The organism is Pseudomonas sp. PGPR N4 (assembly GCF_059693665.1).
In genome coordinates this window covers 277712-297565 of record NZ_JCAUKV010000001.1, presented here as the reverse complement: position 1 = coordinate 297565, position 19854 = coordinate 277712, and the positions used below count along the sequence as shown (strand labels likewise).

The following is a 19854-nucleotide window of genomic DNA, read 5'->3' as shown; positions in this document are numbered from 1 at the left end:
TCCGCCAGCTTGACCGCAGCGGGCAGACGCAAAAATCTACCTCGACAAAGCCAGATCAAGCTTTTTCGCGAAATTTTCACATTATTGATTTGGCCGTTTTTAAGCTGAAGTTGGCGACTTGATCTAAGCTTTTCGAGGCATCTTGGCAAGCTCAGCCCTGCGACAATAGGCCTCAAGGGCAAATGTACCAACTTGTTAATTAGCTTGCTAAGGGCTTAAACTCCGCGTATTCCACCTGCGAGATCCTTGGCATGAACGACTCACCGCGCGCCTCAGGCGCCTCGAAAATCATTCTGGTTGGCCTGGGCGTGATCATCGCCCTGCTCGGCCTGCTGCTGGCTGCCGGCGGCATCAAGCTGGCCGGTCTGGGCGGCTCCTGGTACTTCCTGATCGGCGGCCTGGCCATGGCCATCGCCGGTATCCTCATCGCCCGCCGCAAGGTCGCCGGCGCCTGGCTGTATGCCGCGTTCCTGCTCGGCACCGCGCTGTGGGCAGTGCTCGACACCGGCCTGGTGTTCTGGCCGCTGTTCTCGCGCCTGTTCATGTTTGCCGTGATCGGCACCGTAGTCGCGCTGGTGTACCCGCTGCTGGCCCGCGCCAACGGCACCGCCACTGGCCGCGGCGCCTACGCCGTCGCTGGCGTCATAGCGGTAGCAGTCGTGGTCGCGGCCGGCAACATGTTCGTCGCCCACCCAAGCGTTGCCCCAACTGGCAAAGGTCCGGGGTTGACCGCCGTCGAACCTGCGCAAGCGCAGAAAGACTGGGCTCACTACGGCAATACCGAAGGTGGCAGCCGCTTCGCCGCCCTCGACCAGATCAACCGTGGCAACGTCGACAAGCTGCAGGTCGCCTGGACCTACCACACCGGTGATGTCGCCCTCAGCGACGGCAACGGTGCCGAAGACCAGCTGACCCCATTGCAGGTCGGCAACAAGGTGTTCATCTGCACCCCGCACAACAACCTGATCGCACTCGACGCCGACACCGGCAAGGAGCTGTGGAAAAACACCATCAACGCCCAGTCGAAAGTCTGGCAGCGTTGCCGTGGCATGGCCTACTTCGACGCTAGCGCGCCGCTGGCCCAGCCCTCCCAGCCGAACAGCTCGCCGGTCGTTGCAGCCACGGTTGCCCCTGGCGCCAACTGCCAGCGCCGCCTGCTGACCAACACCATCGACGGTCGCTTGATTGCAGTCGACGCGGATACCGGCGAGTTCTGCCAAGGCTTTGGCAACAACGGCCAGGTCAACCTGATGGCGGGCCTGGGTGATGTCCCGGATTCGTACTATCAGCTGTCCTCGGCACCGCTGATGGCCGGCACCACCGTGGTGGTTGGCGGGCGTGTTGCCGACAACGTCCAGACCGACATGCCAGGTGGCGTGATCCGTGGTTTTGACGTGATCACCGGGCAAATGCGCTGGGCCTTCGACCCAGGCAACCCTGAAGACCGTAACGCCCCGACTGACGGCAGCACCTACGTGCGCAGCACGCCGAACAGCTGGGCGCCGATGTCCTACGACCCGGCAATGAACACCGTGTTCCTGCCGATGGGTTCGTCGTCCACCGACATCTATGGTGTAGAACGCAGCAAGCTCGACCACACCTACGGCGCATCGGTACTGGCGCTGGACGCTACCACCGGTAACGAGAAGTGGGTCTACCAGACCGTCCACAACGACCTGTGGGACTTCGACCTGCCGATGCAGCCGAGCCTGATCGACTTCACCAAGGACGACGGCCAGACCGTCCCTGCGGTGGTGATCGGCACCAAGGCCGGGCAGATCTACGTGCTCGACCGTGCCACTGGCAAACCGCTGACCCAGGTCGACGAAGTGCCGGTCAAGCCAGGCAACATCCCCAACGAACCGTACTCGCCGACCCAACCGAAGTCAGTCGGCATGCCGCAGATCGGCGCGCAGACCCTGACCGAATCGGACATGTGGGGCGCAACCCCATATGACCAACTGCTGTGCCGCATCGACTTCAAGAAGATGCGCTACGACGGCCTCTATACCGCGCCAGGCACCGACCTGTCGCTGAGCTTCCCGGGCTCGCTGGGCGGCATGAACTGGGGCAGCATCTCCACCGATCCGGTGCATGGCTTCATCTTCGTCAACGACATGCGCCTGGGGCTGTGGGTCCAGATGATCCCGTCGCAGAACCAGGGCAAAGCCGCCGGTGGTGGCGAAGCGCTGAACACCGGCATGGGCGCGGTACCGCTGAAAGGCACGCCGTACGCGGTGAACAAGAACCGCTTCCTGTCGATTGCCGGCATCCCTTGCCAGGCGCCACCATTCGGCACCCTGACCGCGATCGACATGAAGACCCGCCAGGTCGCCTGGCAAGTGCCGGTCGGCACCGTTGAAGACACCGGCCCGCTCGGCATCCGCATGCACCTGCCGATCAAGGTTGGCCTGCCGACGCTGGGTGGCACCTTGTCGACCCAAGGCGGCCTGGTGTTCATCGCCGGCACCCAGGACTTCTACCTGCGTGCTTTCAACAGCGGCAACGGTGAAGAGGTCTGGAAAGCCCGCCTGCCCGTCGGTAGCCAGGGTGGCCCGATGACCTACGTCTCGCCCAAGACCGGCAAGCAATACGTGGTCGTCACCGCTGGCGGTGCCCGCCAGTCGACCGACCGTGGCGATTATGTAATGGCCTACGCCTTGCCATAACGCGCGTCACTCCCGTGCGGCATGAGGCCGCTCCTGCATACCCTTTGCAGGAGCGGCCTCATGCTTTCAGCGGCGCTATTTATCACCACCTCGCGATTCCCAGGAAAGCTGCGCAATGTCCTCCGTGTTCCGTTTTACCCCTACCCGCATCACCGCCAGCCTGCTGCTGGTACTGGCCAGCAACGGCGCCATGGCCGAAGCCGATCTGCTCCAGCGCAGCACCCTCAGTGGTGACTGGGGCGGTTTGCGCCATCAACTTGAAGACGATGGCGTCAAGTTCAGCGCCGACTACAGCGGCGAGACTGCCTACAACGCCGATGGCGGCCTGCACCGCTCGGCGCGCTATTCGCAGAACATCAAGCTGGGCGTGCAGTTCGACTTGTCCCGCTTGTATGGGGTGGATAACGCCGGCAAGGTCCAACTGAGCATCAACGACCGCCGCGGCCACAGCGCCTCGGAGGAACTGGTAGGCAACCGCCTGCCGATCCAGGAAAACTTCGGCGGCCTGTACACACGCCTGACCGAGCTCAGCTACGAACGCAACTTCACTCCGGCGCTGAACATCAAGCTCGGCTACATGGCCATGGGCAACGACCTCGGCGGCCTCGACAGCGGCATCCTGTGCAACTTCATGAACGCCGGCTTCTGCGGCCATCCGCTGAACATGTCCGGCGGCAGTGGCTGGACCAACTACCCCAATGCGCGGCTCGGTGCGCGGGTCAAATATGACCTTTCGCCAGCCTGGCAAGTGCGCGTGGCGGCGTTCAACGTTGACCCTGAAAGCAACGGCAATTCCAGCCGTGCCTGGAAGCTGGGCCCCAAGCACACCACAGGCACGGTGGTGCCGGTAGAGCTGGTGTACAAACTGCGAGGCGAACTGCCGGGTGAGTACAAGCTGGGTTACTACTACGACAGCTCCAACGTCAAACGCATTGGCAGTGATGACGAAGTGGCTGGCCGAGGTGGGCACTACCTGTTGATTGATCAGGCGGTATGGAATGACCCCGCCCTGGCCGGCCGTAGCCTGCATGCGTTTGGTCAATACTCGGCGTCGAGCAAGGCGGCATCGCCGTTTACCAAGTGGTATGGCACGGGCGTGGTGCTGTACCAGCCGTTTGCAGGCCGCCCGCGGGACACCTTGTCGTTGGGCTATGGCCGAGCAGTGCCGAATCCACGTAGTCGGGATGTGCTGGAGGATGCCGCTGCTGGCAGTGATCGCGAGTTCCCGAATATCGACAGTGCTGAGCAGTTGATCGAGCTGAGCTATGGATATCAGGCCACGCCCTGGCTGAATCTGCGACCGGACGTGCAGTACATCATCGAGCCTGGAGCGTTTTCCGGGACTGATATCGATAATGCGCTGGTGGTGGGATTGCAGGTCAAGGCCAGCTTCTGATTGGGGCTGGCTTGGTGAGCTGCATGGGGTTTGCGGTTGTTGGCTTATCCTTTCCTGGTGTTGGCCAATGCTGCCCCTTTCGCCTTTACGGGCCGTCCCTTTCAAGGTCTCTGCATTTTTCTGAATTTTTCTCTGCTTTGAGATTGCTGGGCCCGCTGCGCGGCCCTTCGCGGGCAAGCCCGCTCCCACAGAGTTCGCGATACTTTCAGGTCAGCATTAATCCCTTAAGTCCGTCGCCCCGGCAACCTCTATCAATACTGACCAAGCCACTCTCAGGCAACGCGGACCCTGTGGGAGCGGGCTTGCCCGCGAAGGGCTGCAAGGCAGCCCCGCTGTTGATGTGCGCCAGCGCAGCGAGGCGTGCTTTTGATCTTGATCTTGATCCTTCAGCGATTCAGAGGCAATACCGGAGCAAGGGAACCCCTAGCAGCGCAGAGCTAGCCGATGTCGCCACGCCCGCACATCACTATTTATGCAGGTTATACAGGCCGACCACACATAGCACAATCAAAGCTGCGCCATACATCATTGCGTTCGCTATAAAAACCCGTCGCCTCAGTGTTCTTGGAAAACTATCCAATTCCTGCTCGTCAAGCTCACCTCGCTTTAGATGAATTCCCGGCATGGCGAGAATTCCGCTAATAGTGCCAAACAATAGCCAGCGAGAAAAATCTCTGGTTACCCCACGCCCGCTTCTGCATCTCGAGCCATACACTACTCTGCAAAGCGCCTAGCATGCGTTCAAGGTCGCGCCCCCAAGCTATGAAATGCCCATAAACATACCGATAACCATTATCGCGAGAGGGCCTAGCACTACTACCATTTGCCACACTGTCGACCAGGATCTGGGGTCAGGAATCAAGGCGTAGTCCATTCGTACATGACCTCTCCAAAAGTCTCGCCGGCTCCACTCCCAGCCGCCCCCCACGACGGAGCCGCCCACTGCCAAGGCGATGCCACAAGCGAGCCGCCCATAGACGCCAAAGCTACATATATACGGAGCTGACTGGCTGGCGCCTGCCAACAGCCGCCACCTGCAGTAAGCCGGAACATTCAATACTGCTCTATCTTGATTATTGCAACGACGATCAGTATCCAGAGGCATCCAACAATAGTCAGCCACAAAGACGTCAGCATCCTTTTTTTCAATCCGACCGGAAACGCCCGCAGTTCCTCAATGCTTAGTAACCCTCTTCGAATGTGCGGACCTGGCAGAAGCAACAAACCGCACATATTGCAAACAAGCATCCAGCGCGAGCGCACACTTGAAACGCCCATGTAATTCTTTTGCTGCTCAAGCCACGGACTACTTTTGATAGCAGACAGCGCTATGAAGAAGTCTCGACTGTATGCAATATAAAAGCTTAACGCCAAGCCTGATAGAACAATCATTGTAGGGCACACCAATATAACTATGCGAAACATCGGCGGCCAACTGCTGAACTCAATCATAATATTGCTCATAAAGTGACTCGCCTACTACTTCTCCAACCATTTCACCTAGCATGCCGCCGGCCAATGAGCCAGCACCTACGAGCACCAAGCCACATATAGGGGCGCCTAACCATGGACTGGCTGGCGCCTGTCAGCAGGCCTGCAATTTCAGCCTGATGCTCCATCATGAATTCGGCTTCGTCGTAGTCGAGCAGCGCCAACGAGTCACGGGCCTGCTGTGCGGCGGCCATCAGTTGAGCTTCTTCGCGGGTGCAGGCGTCGCCGATGTCGGGGTTACCGATGACGAAAATCTCTCCGGCCTTGAAGCCGTCCTTGAAGGTCGGGTTGAGTATCTGCAGGCGCGAGATCGGCAAGGTACTGTCCTGCTCGGCCAAGTGCAGCAGCGCCTGCGGGAAGGACATGTTGCGCTGGACAACATGAAAGCCCGGCTCATTGATATACGGCCGGCTATCTACGAAGTGCACAGGCTGACCAAAGCTCTGCGCGCCTGGGCCGACCACGCGCGAAGACCTTGTCTCCCGCCAGGGTGGGACAATCAGGTGGCGCTACAACTCGGTTGGTACCGGGCGGGCAAGCGCACTGTACCCGTTGCCGTATCATCGCCATCGACAGCTTGACCTTTACCGTCAATTATCACGCGCATCTGCAAACGCCCTGTGCTTGTTGAGCCAGGGAAACTAGCAGCTTCTGACCGGTATTTTTCCCCGCCAAAAGCGAACAGGATGCGTCCTACAGCAGCGAGAGGAATGCCTTACGTTTGAACGCACTATCTAACGGTTTACAGAGCTGACACACGGCCTCGGGCCGTCAAACAGTGAGCCACCGGTACAGCAGAAGCGCACAGCACGGCCCACCACCAGACGGATATGCCAAGGCAAGCTGGCGCCACTCAAAGCAGCGCAATCATCAGCCCCGCAAATAATCCACCAACCGCAACAACATCGCATCACATCCCAGCAACTGCGCCACACTGACAAACTCATCCGGCCGATGCCCCTGCTCCATGCTCCCTGGCCCACATACCACCGTCGCTATCCCCGCCTGATCAAACAACCCTCCCTCAGTCCCAAACGCCACCGTGCCAAACTCACTCGACCCACTGAGCAACGCCACCAACCGCGCAGCCTCGCTATCAGCCGCCGTAGCCAACCCAGGATACGCACTCAAAGGCCACAGCCGAATATCACTCGCGGCACTCACCGCCCGCATCCGCGGCAGCAACTCGGCCTCGGCGTAGGCCTGCAACTGATCCGCCACAGCCTCTGCAGCAAACCCCGGCAACGCCCGCACTTCAAAGTCGAACTCACATTCCTCAGGCACGATATTCAATGCCCGGCCACCTTTGATGACCCCCGTCTGCACCGTCGAAAACGGCGGATCGAAACGCGCATCCTGATCCTCGGCCAACGCCTGCCCAATCTCGCCCAACTTGCCGATCATCCGCGCCGCATACTCGATGGCATTCACCCCGTAAGGTGCATAGGCCGAATGACAGGCCGCGCCATGCACCTGGCAACGCATCGCCAGCTTGCCCTTATGGCCAAGCACCGGTTTCAGCTCGGTCGGCTCACCAATCAGGCACAAACGCGGTTTGTGCGGCCGCTGGGCCAAGGCGTCGAGCATCGAGCGCACGCCCAGGCAGCCGACTTCCTCGTCATAGGAAAACGCCAGATGCACCGGCGTGTGCAGCGGCTGCGCGAGAAACGCCGGGACCGCCGCCAGTACCGAGGCGATAAACCCCTTCATGTCCGCCGTGCCGCGACCATACAAGCGGCCATCGCGTTCGGTCATGACAAACGGGTCGACGCTCCACGCCTGGCCATCGACCGGCACTACGTCGGTATGCCCCGACAGCACCACGCCGCCGCGATCGGTCGGGCCGATGCTGGCGAACAGATTGGCCTTGGTGCCCTCGGCGTTGAAAAACAGCTCACTCGCTACCCCCAGCTCAGCCAGGTAATCACGAATGAAGCCGATCAGTTGCAGGTTCGAATCACGGCTGACCGTGGCAAAGCCGATCAGCCGCCGCAACAGCTGCTGGCTGCTCAGCTCATTCATCGCCCGCCACTCCGTAACTCGGTGCACGGGTCGGATCGAGTGCGCGGGTCACGTAGTCGTTCATCTGCGGCCGGTAGGCTTGCCAGAGACCATCGAGCTGGCCAATTGGGTCGTGCTCGGCCCAGTCCACACGCAGATCAACCAGCGGCCAGGTCAGCTCACCGGCAATCTTCAACGCCGCCGAATGGATCGGCCCGGCCTCGCCACCTGCCGCGACAGCCGCGTGCATGGCGGCCAGCAAGCGATCCGCCAGGTGCCCACCGGCCTGCTCGAAGGCGTCGACCATGGCCTGGATCACCTGCTGCGAAGCGAGCAGATTGCCCGCCGCCGCGCACTGCTCACCGGCCACGGCATTGTGTACGCCCAAGGCCTGCTTGCCAGAGAACAGCGCGACCTGGCCATGACTGTCGATCACCGTGACCTGGCGGTATTCACTCCAGCCGTTGGCCGTCAATACCTGGTCCAGTGCGGCGGGGGGGAGCTGGCCTTGCTCCAGCGCATCAAGAATCTGCGGGCCAAGGGCAGGCAGGGTGATGTTCTGGCTGGCAACTGCACCGACCCCAGCGCGCACCCATGGGCAGCGGGCGCCTACCGCGATGCTGGAAGAACTGATGGCGATACCAAGCTGGCCGGTTTCGGCGCAGCGGCCAATGATGGAAAAGGTCATGGTGCAGCTCCTGTATCAGGCGAAAACCAGGCGGAAGACAACTGCCCGCCACTCAATACCGAGCATTCTGGACAGCCCGCCCAGCCCACGAAACGACCTTTTTTGTTGCCCCTGCACAGGAAAAAACTCACGGCCAACAAAATCACCCTGACAGCACTGCCAAACCGCGCTGCAGCCCTTGCTGCACCTGGCCTTCGCCAATTTATCGGCAAGCCCCAGCTAAATAGTATTTTCGCCGCTATTGAGCAGTCCCTAGTCTGGCCCCAGGCAAAGGCGGTCTCCCACCGACCTGATCAAATCGCCTTCCAAGAAGGGCTCGAACATGACATTGAACAACATCGAAATCGACACGCTGATCGTCGGCGCCGGCCAGGCCGGGGTCGCCATGAGCGAACACCTGAGCAAACTCGGCGTGCCGCATCTGGTGCTGGAGCGCAACCGCATTGCCGAGGCCTGGCGCAGCGGCCGCTGGGACTCGCTGGTAGCCAACGGCCCGGTCTGGCACGACCGTTTCCCCGGCCTGGAATTCGACCTGGACGCCGACGCTTTCGCCGGCAAGGAGCAGGTGGCCGATTACTTCGAGCGCTATGTACGTAAATTCAATCTGCCGGTACGCACTGGCGTTGAAGTGAAGAAGGTCATACGCAATGCCGACCGCCCAGGCTTTGTCATCGAGACCAACCAGGGCACCATCCGCGCCAACCGCGTAGTGGCTGCCACCGGCCCGTTCCAGCGCCCGGTCATCCCCGCCATTGCCCCGCAGGACCCACGCCTGCAGCAGATCCACTCTGCCGCCTACTTCAACCCTGAGCAGCTCCCTGAAGGCGCGGTACTGGTAGTAGGCGCGGGCTCTTCCGGCGTACAGATCGCCGAAGAGCTGATGCGTGCCGGGCGCAAGGTGTACCTCTCGGTCGGCGCCCACGACCGCCCGCCGCGCGCCTACCGCAACCGCGACTTCTGCTGGTGGCTGGGGGTACTGGGCGAATGGGATGCAGAAATCGCCAAACCTGGCCGTGAGCACGTGACCATCGCCGTCAGCGGCGCCCGTGGCGGACACACGGTGGACTTCCGCGCCCTCGCCCACCAAGGCATGACCCTGGTCGGCCTGACCGATTCATTCGACAACGGTGTCGCCACCTTCCAGAACAACCTGGCCGACAACATTCGCCGTGGCGACGAAAACTACCTGGCCCTGCTCGACGCCGCCGATGCCTACATCGAGCGCAACGGCCTGGACCTGCCGGAAGAACCCGAAGCCCGCAAACGCCTGCCCGACCCAGCCTGCATCAGCGAACCGATCCTGCAGCTGGACCTGATCGCGGCCGGCGTCACCAGCGTCATCTGGGCCACCGGCTACGGCGTCGACTTCAGCTGGCTGCAGGTCAATGCATTCGACAGCAACGGCAAGCCAGTACATCAACGCGGCGTGTCGCAGGAGCCTGGAGTGTACTTCCTCGGCCTGCCGTGGCTGTCGCGGCGCGGCTCGTCGTTCATCTGGGGGGTGTGGCACGACGCCAAGCACGTCGCCGGTCATATCGCCACGCAACGCACTTACCTGGCCTACCGCGACCGTCATCAGCGCGACGCCGATGCCGCCGCCCAACCTCACAACGTCAGCACCCTCGGAGCCCACTGATGCCTACTCATACCCGCGTACGGATGTTCAACACCAAGGTCACCTACCCTAACCAGTCGCTCGACAATGACCTGTGCCAGGCGGTGCGCGCCGGCAACACCGTGTATGTGCGCGGCCAGGTCGGTACCGACTTCGAAGGCCGCCTGGTCGGGCTGGGCGACCCGCGTGCCCAGGCCGAGCAGGCCATGAAGAACGTCAAGCAGCTGCTTGAAGAAGCCGGCTCGGACATGTCGCACATCGTCAAGACCACCACCTACATCACCGATCCGCGCTTCCGCGAGCCGGTGTATCAGGAGGTCGGCAAATGGCTCAAGGGCGTGTTCCCGATTTCCACCGGGCTGGTGGTCGCCGGGTTGGCGCAGGCTGAGTGGCTGATGGAGATCGATGTGATTGCGGTGGTGCCGGACTGAGCGGCATAGCTGAAGTTGCTGGGGCTGCGTTGCAGCCCCACACCCTAAAGGCTGGCCAACTGCTCACGGCAAAACTCGACAAACAACTGCGCCGGCTTGGTCAACTGCACCCGTTTCAAGTGCGCTGCGGCTAACCCGGACAGCTCGACTGGCTCGGCAATGTCGACCGTGACCAGCCGCTGGCCATCGTAGGTGCACTCGGAATGCGGCCGAGTCACCAGCAGCGAAAAACCAAACCCCTGCCCGACCATCCCCCGCACCATCTCGATCGACGGCGAGCTGAATACGATATTCGGCGTCAGCCCCAACTCATTGAACAGGCTAACGAAGTAGGTCCTGCTCGGCGCGACGTCGAGCAGGATCATCGGTTCTGGGCACAAATCGCGTAACGACACCTGCGCCTGACCCGCAAAGCGGTGCTTCTCCGGCAACAACACGTATGGTTTCTGGGGTGCCATCAACGGCTCGGCCTCGATGGTGCCATCCAGGTCATGGTCGTAGAGAAACGCCAGGTCAAAGGTGCCAGCAGTCAGCCCCTGGATCAGCTCCTGCTGTTCACCGTCGCGCAGGCGAATGTCGACCCCCGGATAACGCTCGCGAAACCCAGCGATCAAACGCGGCAGATACAGCGGTGCCACCGTTTCAAAACAACCGATGTCGATCTGCCCAGCCACCGTGTCGTTGTCGGCCAGTGCGTTCTGCTCGAACTCGTGGGCCATCTGCAGCAGCGACTTGGTCTTGGCGTAGAAACGCTTGCCGCTGGGCGTCAGCGACACGCCCTGGGCGTGATGGCGGATAAATAGCTGCACGCCAAAACTCTCTTCCAGGTTCTTGATCGCGGTAGAGATCGACGGCTGGGCGATATACAACTGGCGCGAAGCCTCGGCAACGCTGCCGGCCTCCACCGTGGTGACGAAATACTTCAACTGACGCAAGGTATAGGAAGCCACAGGCACCTCTGGGGCGCCGTCGGCGGCGCGCTCTGATTTATCCCTGCTACCTTACCTCAGCCCCTTGCTGCAGCGCCGCTGGCCGGGCAAGCATTTGCCTAAGGCCTGACGTTATTTTGCCTATCCGCGCCTCAGCGCGGCATGCTGGCCATGCGCAGTATCGATGGCGGCAGTGGGTTTATCATTCTGGATGATAATAACCTTCGGCCCATTCGATTCGTTCCCCACCCGCGCGCCGCGCAGAATCCGCCCCACTATCCATATACATTGGCGGATTTCTCCATGGAACAATCACTCAAACCCTTGCGTTATCCCCTCGCTGCCCTGGCAGTGCTGGTGATCAGCGCCTGCGGCCGTACTCCAGACGCCGTGCAGGCTCCGACCGCGCCGAAGGTCACCGTGGCCAAGGTGATCGAGCAACCGATCAACGAGTGGGACGAGTTCACCGGGCGCCTCGAAGCGCCAGAAACCGTCGAAGTCCGCCCACGGGTATCGGGCCAGATCGATCAGGTGGCCTTCACCGAAGGCGCCCAGGTGAAAAAGGGCGACCTGTTGTTCCAGATCGACCCGCGCCCGTTCCAGGCCGAAGTCCGCCGCCTCGAAGCACAACTGCAACAAGCCCGCGCTAGCGCCCAGCGCAGCGAAAACGAAGCCCGCCGCGGCGAGCGTCTGCGTGACAGCAACGCCATCTCCGCCGAGCTGGCCGAGTCGCGCAGCAGCGCCGCCGCCGAAGCCCGCGCCGGGGTTGCCGCGATCCAGGCACAACTGGATCTGGCCCGCCTCAACCTGAGCTTTACCCGGGTCACCGCGCCGATCAGCGGCCGGGTCAGCCGCGCCGAGTTCACCGCCGGCAACATCGTCAGCGCCGATGTCACCCCGCTGACCTCGGTGGTGTCCACCGACAAGGTTTATGCCTATTTCGACGCCGACGAGCGCGTGTACCTCAAGTACACCCAGCTGGCGCGTGAAGGCCAACGTGGCCAGAGCACTCCGGTGTACCTGGGCCTGACCAATGAAACCGGCAACCCGCACCTGGGCCAGATGAACTTCGTCGACAACCAGGTCAATCCGCGCACCGGCACCATCCGCGGCCGCGCCGTGTTCGACAACACTGACGGCCAGTTCACCCCGGGCCTGTACGCCCGCCTGAAGCTGGTCGGCAGCGCCAAGTACGACGCAGTGCTGATCAACGACGAAGCGGTCGGCACCGACCTTGGCAAGAAGTTCGTGCTGGTCATGGATCAGGACAACAAGGCTGCCTACCGCGCCGTTGAACTGGGCCCCAAGCTTGAAGGCCTGCGCATCGTCCGCAGCGGCTTGAACAAGGACGAGCGCATCGTCGTCAAGGGCCTGCAGCGGGTGCGCCCAGGCTCGCAGGTGACTCCAGAAGAGAGCGCCATGGCCAGTGAGCAGACCCTGACCAACCTCGCCCAGCAGCGTCAGGCGCTGGAAGCCAGCAACCCGGCGCCGCGCGTGGCCGGCCCCAGTGTGAAAGTCGCCAGTGCCCAGGCACCGCGCGGTTAAGGGACGACACCGATGAGCTTCTCCAAATTCTTTATTACCCGGCCGATCTTCGCCGCCGTGCTGTCGCTGATCCTGCTGATCGCGGGCTCGATTGCGCTGTTCCAACTGCCGATCAGCGAATACCCCGAAGTGGTCCCGCCTACGGTCGTGGTACGCGCCAACTTCCCCGGGGCCAACCCCAAGGTCATCGGCGACACCGTTGCCGCGCCACTGGAACAGGCCATTACCGGTGTCGAGAACATGCTCTACATGTCCTCGCAGTCGACCGCCGACGGCAAGCTGACCCTGACCATCACCTTCGCCCTGGGCACTGACCTGGACAACGCCCAGGTACAGGTGCAGAACCGCGTCACCCGGACCCAGCCCAAGCTGCCCGAAGAAGTCACGCGCATTGGTATCACCGTCGACAAGGCTTCGCCCGACCTGACCATGGTCGTGCACTTGACCTCGCCGGATCAGCGCTACGACATGCTCTACCTGTCCAATTACGCCATCCTCAACATCAAGGATGAGCTGGCCCGCCTGGGCGGCGTCGGTGACGTGCAGCTGTTCGGCATGGGCGACTACTCGCTGCGGGTCTGGCTCGATCCGAACAAGACTGCCTCGCGCAACCTGACCGCCACCGATGTGGTCACGGCGATTCGCGAGCAGAACCGTCAGGTCGCTGCCGGCCAGCTCGGTGCACCACCTGCGCCAGGTTCGACCAGCTTCCAGCTGTCGGTCAACACCCAGGGCCGCCTGGTCAGTGAGGAAGAGTTCGAGAACATCATCGTCCGCGCCGGTGCCGATGGTGAAATCACCCGCCTCAAGGACATTGCCCGGGTCGAACTCGGCTCCAGCCAATACGCCCTGCGCTCGCTGCTGAACAACCAGCCAGCGGTGGCGATCCCGATCTTCCAGCGCCCTGGCTCCAACGCCATCGAAATCTCCGACGAAGTCCGGGCGAAGATGACCGAGCTGAAAAAGGACTTCCCCGAAGGGATGGACTTCAGCATCGTCTATGACCCGACCGTGTTCGTCCGTGGCTCGATCGAAGCCGTCGTGCACACGCTGTTCGAAGCTTTGATTCTGGTCGTGCTGGTGGTGATTCTGTTCCTGCAGACCTGGCGTGCCTCGATCATTCCGCTGCTGGCCGTGCCGGTCTCGCTGATCGGCACCTTTGCCGTGATGCATCTGTTCGGCTTCTCGCTCAACGCCCTGTCGCTGTTCGGCCTGGTGCTGGCGATCGGCATCGTGGTCGACGACGCCATCGTGGTGGTGGAAAACGTCGAACGTAATATCGGCCTGGGCCTGAAACCACTCGAAGCCACGCAAAAGGCCATGAGTGAAGTGACCGGGCCGATCATCGCTACGGCGCTGGTGCTGTGCGCGGTGTTTATCCCGGCAGCGTTCATCTCCGGGCTGACCGGGCAGTTCTACAAGCAGTTCGCCCTGACCATCGCTATTTCGACAGTGATCTCGGCCTTCAACTCGCTGACCCTGTCGCCAGCACTGGCGGCGGTATTGCTGCAAGAACACGGCGCGCCCAAGGACCGCTTCTCGCGTGCCCTGGACCGAATTTTCGGGCGCTGGTTGTTCAACCCGTTCAACCGCTTCTTCGAGCGTGCCAGCCTGCGTTACGTGGCCGGCGTGGGCCGGGTCATCCGCTCCAGCGGCATCGCCCTGTTCGTCTATGCCGGGCTGATGGCGCTGACCTACCTGGGCTTTGCCTCGACCCCGACCGGCTTCGTCCCGGCGCAGGACAAACAGTATCTGGTCGCCTTCGCCCAACTGCCCGACGCGGCCAGCCTCGACCGCACCGAAGCCGTCATCAAGCGCATGAGCGAGATTGCCCTGAAGCAGCCCGGTGTGGCCGACTCGGTAGCCTTCCCAGGCCTGTCGATCAACGGTTTCACCAACAGCCCCAACAGCGGCATTGTCTTCACTCCGCTCAAGCCGTTTGAAGAGCGTACCGACCCGAGCCAGTCGGCGGCGGCCATCGCGGCTGCGTTGAACGCGCAGTTTGCTGATATTCAGGATGCCTACATCGCGATCTTCCCACCGCCGCCGGTACAGGGCCTGGGCACCATTGGCGGCTTCCGCCTGCAGATCGAAGACCGCGGCAACCTCGGCTACGAAGCGCTGTACGAAGAAACCCAGAACATCATTGCCAAGAGCCACAACGTACCCGAGCTGGCAGGGCTGTTCACCAGCTATCAGGTCAACGTGCCGCAGGTCGATGCCGATATCGACCGGGAAAAGGCCAAGACCCACGGCGTGGCGATCAACGATATCTTTGACACCCTGCAGGTCTACCTGGGCTCGCTGTACACCAACGACTTCAACCGCTTTGGCCGCACCTATCAGGTCAACGTTCAGGCTGAACAGCAGTTCCGCCTCGACGCCGAGCAGATCGGTCAGCTGAAAGTGCGTAACAATCTGGGCGAGATGATCCCGCTGGCGACCTTCCTCAAGGTCAGCGACACCTCGGGGCCAGACCGGGTGATGCACTACAACGGCTACATCACCGCAGAAATCAACGGTGGCGCCGCCCCAGGCTACAGCTCCGGCCAGGCCGAGGCGGCTATGGAAAGACTGCTCAAGGCCGAGTTGCCCAACGGCATGACTTACGAGTGGACCGACCTCACCTACCAGCAGATCCTGTCTGGCAACACCGCACTGCTGGTGTTCCCGCTCTGCGTACTGCTGGCGTTCCTGGTGCTGGCGGCGCAGTACGAAAGCTGGAGCCTGCCGCTGGCGGTGATCCTGATCGTACCGATGACGCTGCTGTCGGCGATTACCGGGGTGATCATGTCGGGCGGTGACAACAACATCTTCACCCAGATCGGCCTGATCGTGCTGGTGGGCCTGGCGTGCAAGAACGCCATCCTCATCGTGGAGTTCGCCAAGGACAAGCAAGCCGAAGGGCTCAATCCCCTGGCCGCAGTATTGGAAGCCTGCCGCCTGCGTCTGCGGCCGATCCTGATGACTTCGATTGCCTTCATCATGGGCGTGGTGCCGCTGGTGTTCTCGTCCGGCGCCGGTGCCGAGATGCGCCATGCGATGGGTGTGGCAGTGTTCTCGGGGATGATCGGGGTGACCGTGTTCGGCCTGTTCCTGACCCCGGTGTTCTTCGTCCTGATCCGCCGTTATGTCGAGCGTCGCGAAGCCCGCAAGGCCGCGCAAGCCAAGCCGCTGGAGAACCACGCATGAACCTCCTCAAACCACTGACCCCGAGCCTGTTGGCGCTGGCCCTGGCGGCCTGCGCGGTGGGCCCGGACTACCAGACGCCGAACACCGAGCCGGCGCAGCTGGGCAACCAGTTGCAGGTCAAGGCCTTCGACCGTAGCCGCTTTGAAAGCGTGTGGTGGCAGCAGTTCGACGACCCGACCCTGAATCAGCTGGTGCAGGCTTCGCTGCAAGGCAACCGCGACCTGCGCGTGGCCTTCGCCCGGCTCAAGGCGGCGCGCTCGATCCGGGAGGATGTCGACAACGACAACCTGCCTGTGGTGAGCAGCCGTGCCAGCAGTGAGCTGGGCAAAGGCCAGATCCCGGGCCAGACCGAGCGCCGAGTCAACAGCGAACGCTATGACCTGGGCCTGGACATGGCCTGGGAGCTGGACCTGTTCGGCCGCATTCAGCGCCAACTGGAAGCCAGCGAAGCGCAAGAGGCCGCCGCCGCGGCCGACCTGCAGCAGTTGCAGGTGAGCATGATCGCCGAGCTGGTCGATGCCTATGGCCAGCTGCGTGGCGCGCAGTTGCGCGAAAAAATCGCCTTGGCCAACCTCAAGACCCAGCAGGACTCGCGCAGCATTACCGAGACCCTGCGCGATGCCGGCGTCGGCAACGAGCTCGACGTGGTTCGCGCCGATGCCCGCCTGGCGGCAGTCGAGGCCACCGTGCCGCAACTACAGGCACAGCAGGTGCGCGCACAAAACCGCATCGCCACTCTGCTCGGCCAGCGCCCGGATCAGCTCAGCGTTGATCTGTCGCCTAAACAGCTGCCGGCAATCGCCAAAGCACTGCCGATCGGCGACCCCGCTGAACTGCTGCGTCGGCGCCCGGATGTTCGCAGCGCGGAGCGCCAGTTGGCAGCGGCGACCGCCAACGTTGGGGTAGCGACCGCCGACCTGTTCCCGCGGGTAAGCCTGAGTGGCTTCCTTGGCTTCACCGCCGCGCGTGGCTCGCAGATCGGCTCGTCCGCAGCCAATGCCTGGGGGCTTGGCCCAAGTATCACCTGGGCAGCGTTCGACCTGGGCAGCGTACGTGCGCGCATCCGTGGCGCCAAGGCTGACGCCGAAGGCGCACTGGCTACCTACGAACAGCAGGTGCTGCTGGCGCTGGAAGAGTCAGCCAATGCAATCAGTGATTACGGCAAGACCCAACAGCGTTTGCAGGCCTTGATGCGCCAGAGCGATGCCAGCCGCAAGGCCGCCGACCTGGCTTCGATCCGCTATCGCGAAGGCACCGTGGATTATCTGGTACTGCTGGATGCCGAGCGCGAGCGGCTCAGCGCGGAAGATGCCCAGGCCCAGGGCGAAGTCGAGTTGTATCGCGGCATCGTCGCGATCTACAAGGCTTTGGGTGGCGGCTGGCAGCCTGAGACGGTAGCCAGCCTGCGATGACGCTGGGGGGCGCTATGCACCCCTTTCCGACCGGTCCGGCGCCCCGGCAAGGCCGCTCCTACAGGGACCGCGCATCAACGGCTTACGCGGTCACTGTAGGAGCGGCCTTGTGTCGCGAAAGGCCAGCGCAGCTGGCCCCGACGTACTCAAGCTAAGCGCAAGTATCTGAAAAGCGGATGGCCTAGCAACAGCTCCTTTGGTTGGCTCCTCCCCCAACCGTTTGCCCCGCAGGCCTGGCCCGCGGGGCTTTTTTTGCCCGGTATAGAGCAGGACCTGCCTCAACCAACCAGATGCAGATAATGCATATGCCGCTCGAAGTGATCGAGAATGTCGCCGATCACCTCATCCTTGGACCAGCCCATCACGTCATGGTCCTGGCCGCCTTCACGCAGGTGCACCTCGGCGCGGAAGTACTTGCGCTCCTCGCCCGGCGGCGCATCGCTGGCGGTGACAAAGCTTGGCGTGGCATACGCCTGCGGCCTGATCTCGTAGACGAAGGTGCCCTCGCTCGGGCCGACCTTGAGCATCACGCTGCCCTCGCTACCTTGCTCGACGCTGCAGTCATAACCCTGCCTGCGCCACTCATCAGCCACCGCCTCACATGCTGGCAAGCCAACGTCGGCGATAAACCGCGCGACGTGGGCACGCCGCGGGAACATCGCCAGGGTGCGCAGGCGCCGTTGCCAGTTACCGGCAGCACGCGAGGCTGTTGGCGAAATCGCCAGTGCCTGATAGCGCAGATCACGTTTGGTAGCGTCCAGCTTGAGCGCCTTGAGCAGCCCGCGGGTACTGAACAGCAGCGCCAGGGTGAACGGCAATGCACTGGCGATGGTTGCCGTCTGCAACGCCTTGAGGCCGTCGGCCAGCAACAGCGCAATCGCCACCAGGCCCATGCTCGCCGCCCAGAACACGCGCTGGCGCAACGGGGTGTTCTCCTGCCCACCAGACGCCAGCATGTCCACTACCATCGCCCCGGTATCCGCCGAGGTGACGAAGAACACCACCACCATGATCACCGCCAGGGTGCTGATCACGCTGGCGAACGGGAAGTGCTCAAGGAAGGCAAACAGTGCCAGCGAGGTGTCCTTGTCGACCGCCATGGCCAGGTCAGTCAGGCCCTCGTCGAGGATCATGTGGATTGCGGTGTTGCCGAACACGGTCATCCACAGCAGGGTGAACGCGGTCGGTACCAGCAGCACGCCGGTGACGAACTCACGAATGGTCCGGCCACGGGAAATCCGCGCAATGAACAGGCCGACAAAGGGCGACCAGGCCAGCCACCAGCCCCAGTAGAACAAGGTCCAGCCGCCGATCCAGTCGGTTGGCTGGTAGGCGTACAGGTTGAGTGTGCGGCTGACGATCTCGCTCAAGTAACCGCCAGTGTTTTGCACGAAGGTCTGCAGGATCAATACGGTCGGCCCCAGCAGCATGACCATCAGCAACAGCAGCACCGCCAAACCCAGGTTCAGCTCGGACAGGCGGCGGATGCCTTTGTCCAGGCCAGACATCACCGACAAGGTGGCGAGGAAGGTGGTGCCGATGATCAAGGCGATCTGCACCCCGGTCGACACCGGCACACCGAACAGCGCATTGAGCCCGGTATTGATCTGCGCCACGCCAAAGCCCAGCGAAGTGGCAACGCCGAACACCGTACCGATGATGGCGAAGATGTCCACGGCATGCCCCAGCGGGCCGTAAATGCGTTCACCGATCAGCGGGTACAGCGCCGAGCGCAAGGTCAACGGCAAGCCCTGGCGATAGCTGAAATAGGCCAGGATCAGCGCGACGATGGCATAGATTGCCCAGGCGTGCAGGCCCCAATGGAAGAAGGTGATGCGCATCGCCTCCCCCGCCGCCTGGACCGTGCCGCCGTCACCAATGGGCGGCTTGAGAAAGTGCATGACCGGCTCGGCAACGCCGAAGAACATCAGGCCGATGCCCATGCCGGCCGAGAACAGCATGGCAAACCAGGTGGTGCTGCTGTAGTCGGGGGTGCTGTGGTCAGGCCCGAGTTTGATGTCGCCATAGCGGCTGATGCCGAGGAACACCACGGTGCCGAGGATGATTGCCACGGCCAGGATGTAGAACCAGCTGACGTTGCCGATGATCCAGCCCTGGATGTGCGCAAACAGGCTTTGCGCATGGGCCTGGAACACGCTCGCGTAGAGCACGATCAGCAACAGCAGGACAGAAGAAATCCAGAATACAGGGGGATTGATAGTAGCTTTTGGTGTTTTGTCAGGCGGTGTCGACATCAGGCAGTTGGCTCCAGCGTGGCGCATCGTGCGCACTTTTTCTCAGGTCAAGCGTAGACCGTGCATGTTTCGTCCGACAATGTCTGTCGGAAAACGATCAATACTCAGGGCAAATAGGGCCAATAAATGCCGCCCTGCAACAATGCTTTTCCCCGCTGCAAGCCTGCTTCCCCCCAATCCTTCTTGTACACTCGCGCCACTAGCCCCCACCTGTATACGTTTGGTGACAG

General features: G+C 62.2%; 12 protein-coding genes and 1 pseudogene. 7 read left to right on the top strand and 6 right to left on the bottom strand.

Going from position 1 to position 19854, the window contains the following annotated elements; translation table 11 throughout:
• Positions 1-251: 251 nt before the first annotated feature.
• Both AC58X1_RS01225 and AC58X1_RS01220 read left to right on the top strand, forming a co-directional pair.
• A complete protein-coding gene (locus AC58X1_RS01225; RefSeq protein ID WP_497428147.1) occupies positions 252-2669 on the top strand; it encodes a glucose/quinate/shikimate family membrane-bound PQQ-dependent dehydrogenase in 2418 nt (805 codons plus the stop codon).
• A 115-nt stretch (positions 2670-2784) separates the two neighbouring features.
• Positions 2785-4065: a carbohydrate porin gene (locus AC58X1_RS01220; RefSeq protein ID WP_150569485.1), complete on the top strand. Its 1281-nt coding sequence runs from the start codon at positions 2785-2787 to the stop codon at positions 4063-4065.
• Between the two features lie 1053 nt (positions 4066-5118).
• On the opposite strand, the gene AC58X1_RS01215 is transcribed toward AC58X1_RS01220, so the two are convergent.
• The 4 genes and pseudogenes from AC58X1_RS01215 to AC58X1_RS01200 all read right to left on the bottom strand — a co-directional run bounded on the left by AC58X1_RS01215 (position 5119) and on the right by AC58X1_RS01200 (position 8245).
• Positions 5119-5529 (bottom strand): hypothetical protein, encoded by a 411-nt coding sequence (locus AC58X1_RS01215; protein ID WP_497428146.1) that lies wholly within the window; start codon positions 5527-5529, stop codon positions 5119-5121.
• 101 nt (positions 5530-5630) lie between these two features.
• Positions 5631-6126, bottom strand: a pseudogene (locus tag AC58X1_RS01210) (PAAR domain-containing protein); the annotation flags it as partial.
• A 300-nt stretch (positions 6127-6426) separates the two neighbouring features.
• Positions 6427-7578, bottom strand: a complete 1152-nt coding sequence (gene argE, locus AC58X1_RS01205) for an acetylornithine deacetylase (RefSeq protein ID WP_497428145.1) — start codon at positions 7576-7578, stop codon at positions 6427-6429.
• Positions 7571-8245 (bottom strand): DUF1028 domain-containing protein, encoded by a 675-nt coding sequence (locus tag AC58X1_RS01200; protein ID WP_497428144.1) that lies wholly within the window; start codon positions 8243-8245, stop codon positions 7571-7573. The genes argE and AC58X1_RS01200 overlap by 8 nt, the downstream gene beginning before the upstream one ends.
• Positions 8246-8567: 322 nt before the next feature.
• Between AC58X1_RS01200 and AC58X1_RS01195 the strand changes: the two genes are divergently transcribed.
• On the top strand, positions 8568-9881 hold the full coding sequence (locus AC58X1_RS01195; RefSeq protein ID WP_497428143.1) for a flavin-containing monooxygenase: 1314 nt from the start codon (positions 8568-8570) through the stop codon (positions 9879-9881).
• Positions 9881-10291, top strand: a complete 411-nt coding sequence (locus AC58X1_RS01190) for a RidA family protein (RefSeq protein WP_101318737.1) — start codon at positions 9881-9883, stop codon at positions 10289-10291. The genes AC58X1_RS01195 and AC58X1_RS01190 overlap by 1 nt, the downstream gene beginning before the upstream one ends.
• Positions 10292-10335: 44 nt before the next feature.
• On the opposite strand, the gene AC58X1_RS01185 is transcribed toward AC58X1_RS01190, so the two are convergent.
• Complete coding sequence (locus tag AC58X1_RS01185; protein WP_101318735.1) at positions 10336-11241, bottom strand: LysR family transcriptional regulator; 906 nt, start codon at positions 11239-11241, stop codon at positions 10336-10338.
• Between the two features lie 282 nt (positions 11242-11523).
• Here AC58X1_RS01185 and mexE point away from each other — a divergent pair, with 282 nt between their 5' ends.
• From mexE to AC58X1_RS01170, 3 genes are read left to right on the top strand one after another with little or no spacing between them, the layout of a single operon-like run.
• On the top strand, positions 11524-12765 hold the full coding sequence (mexE, locus tag AC58X1_RS01180) for a multidrug efflux RND transporter periplasmic adaptor subunit MexE (RefSeq protein WP_101318733.1): 1242 nt from the start codon (positions 11524-11526) through the stop codon (positions 12763-12765).
• 12 nt (positions 12766-12777) lie between these two features.
• Positions 12778-15957, top strand: a complete 3180-nt coding sequence (locus AC58X1_RS01175) for an efflux RND transporter permease subunit (RefSeq protein ID WP_497428142.1) — start codon at positions 12778-12780, stop codon at positions 15955-15957.
• On the top strand, positions 15954-17369 hold the full coding sequence (locus AC58X1_RS01170; protein ID WP_497428141.1) for an efflux transporter outer membrane subunit: 1416 nt from the start codon (positions 15954-15956) through the stop codon (positions 17367-17369). Before AC58X1_RS01175 ends, AC58X1_RS01170 begins: the two co-directional genes overlap by 4 nt.
• A 278-nt stretch (positions 17370-17647) precedes the next feature.
• Here AC58X1_RS01170 and AC58X1_RS01165 read toward each other — a convergent pair whose 3' ends face one another.
• Positions 17648-19624 (bottom strand): BCCT family transporter, encoded by a 1977-nt coding sequence (locus tag AC58X1_RS01165; RefSeq protein ID WP_101318727.1) that lies wholly within the window; start codon positions 19622-19624, stop codon positions 17648-17650.
• Between the last annotated feature and the right edge of the window lie 230 nt (positions 19625-19854).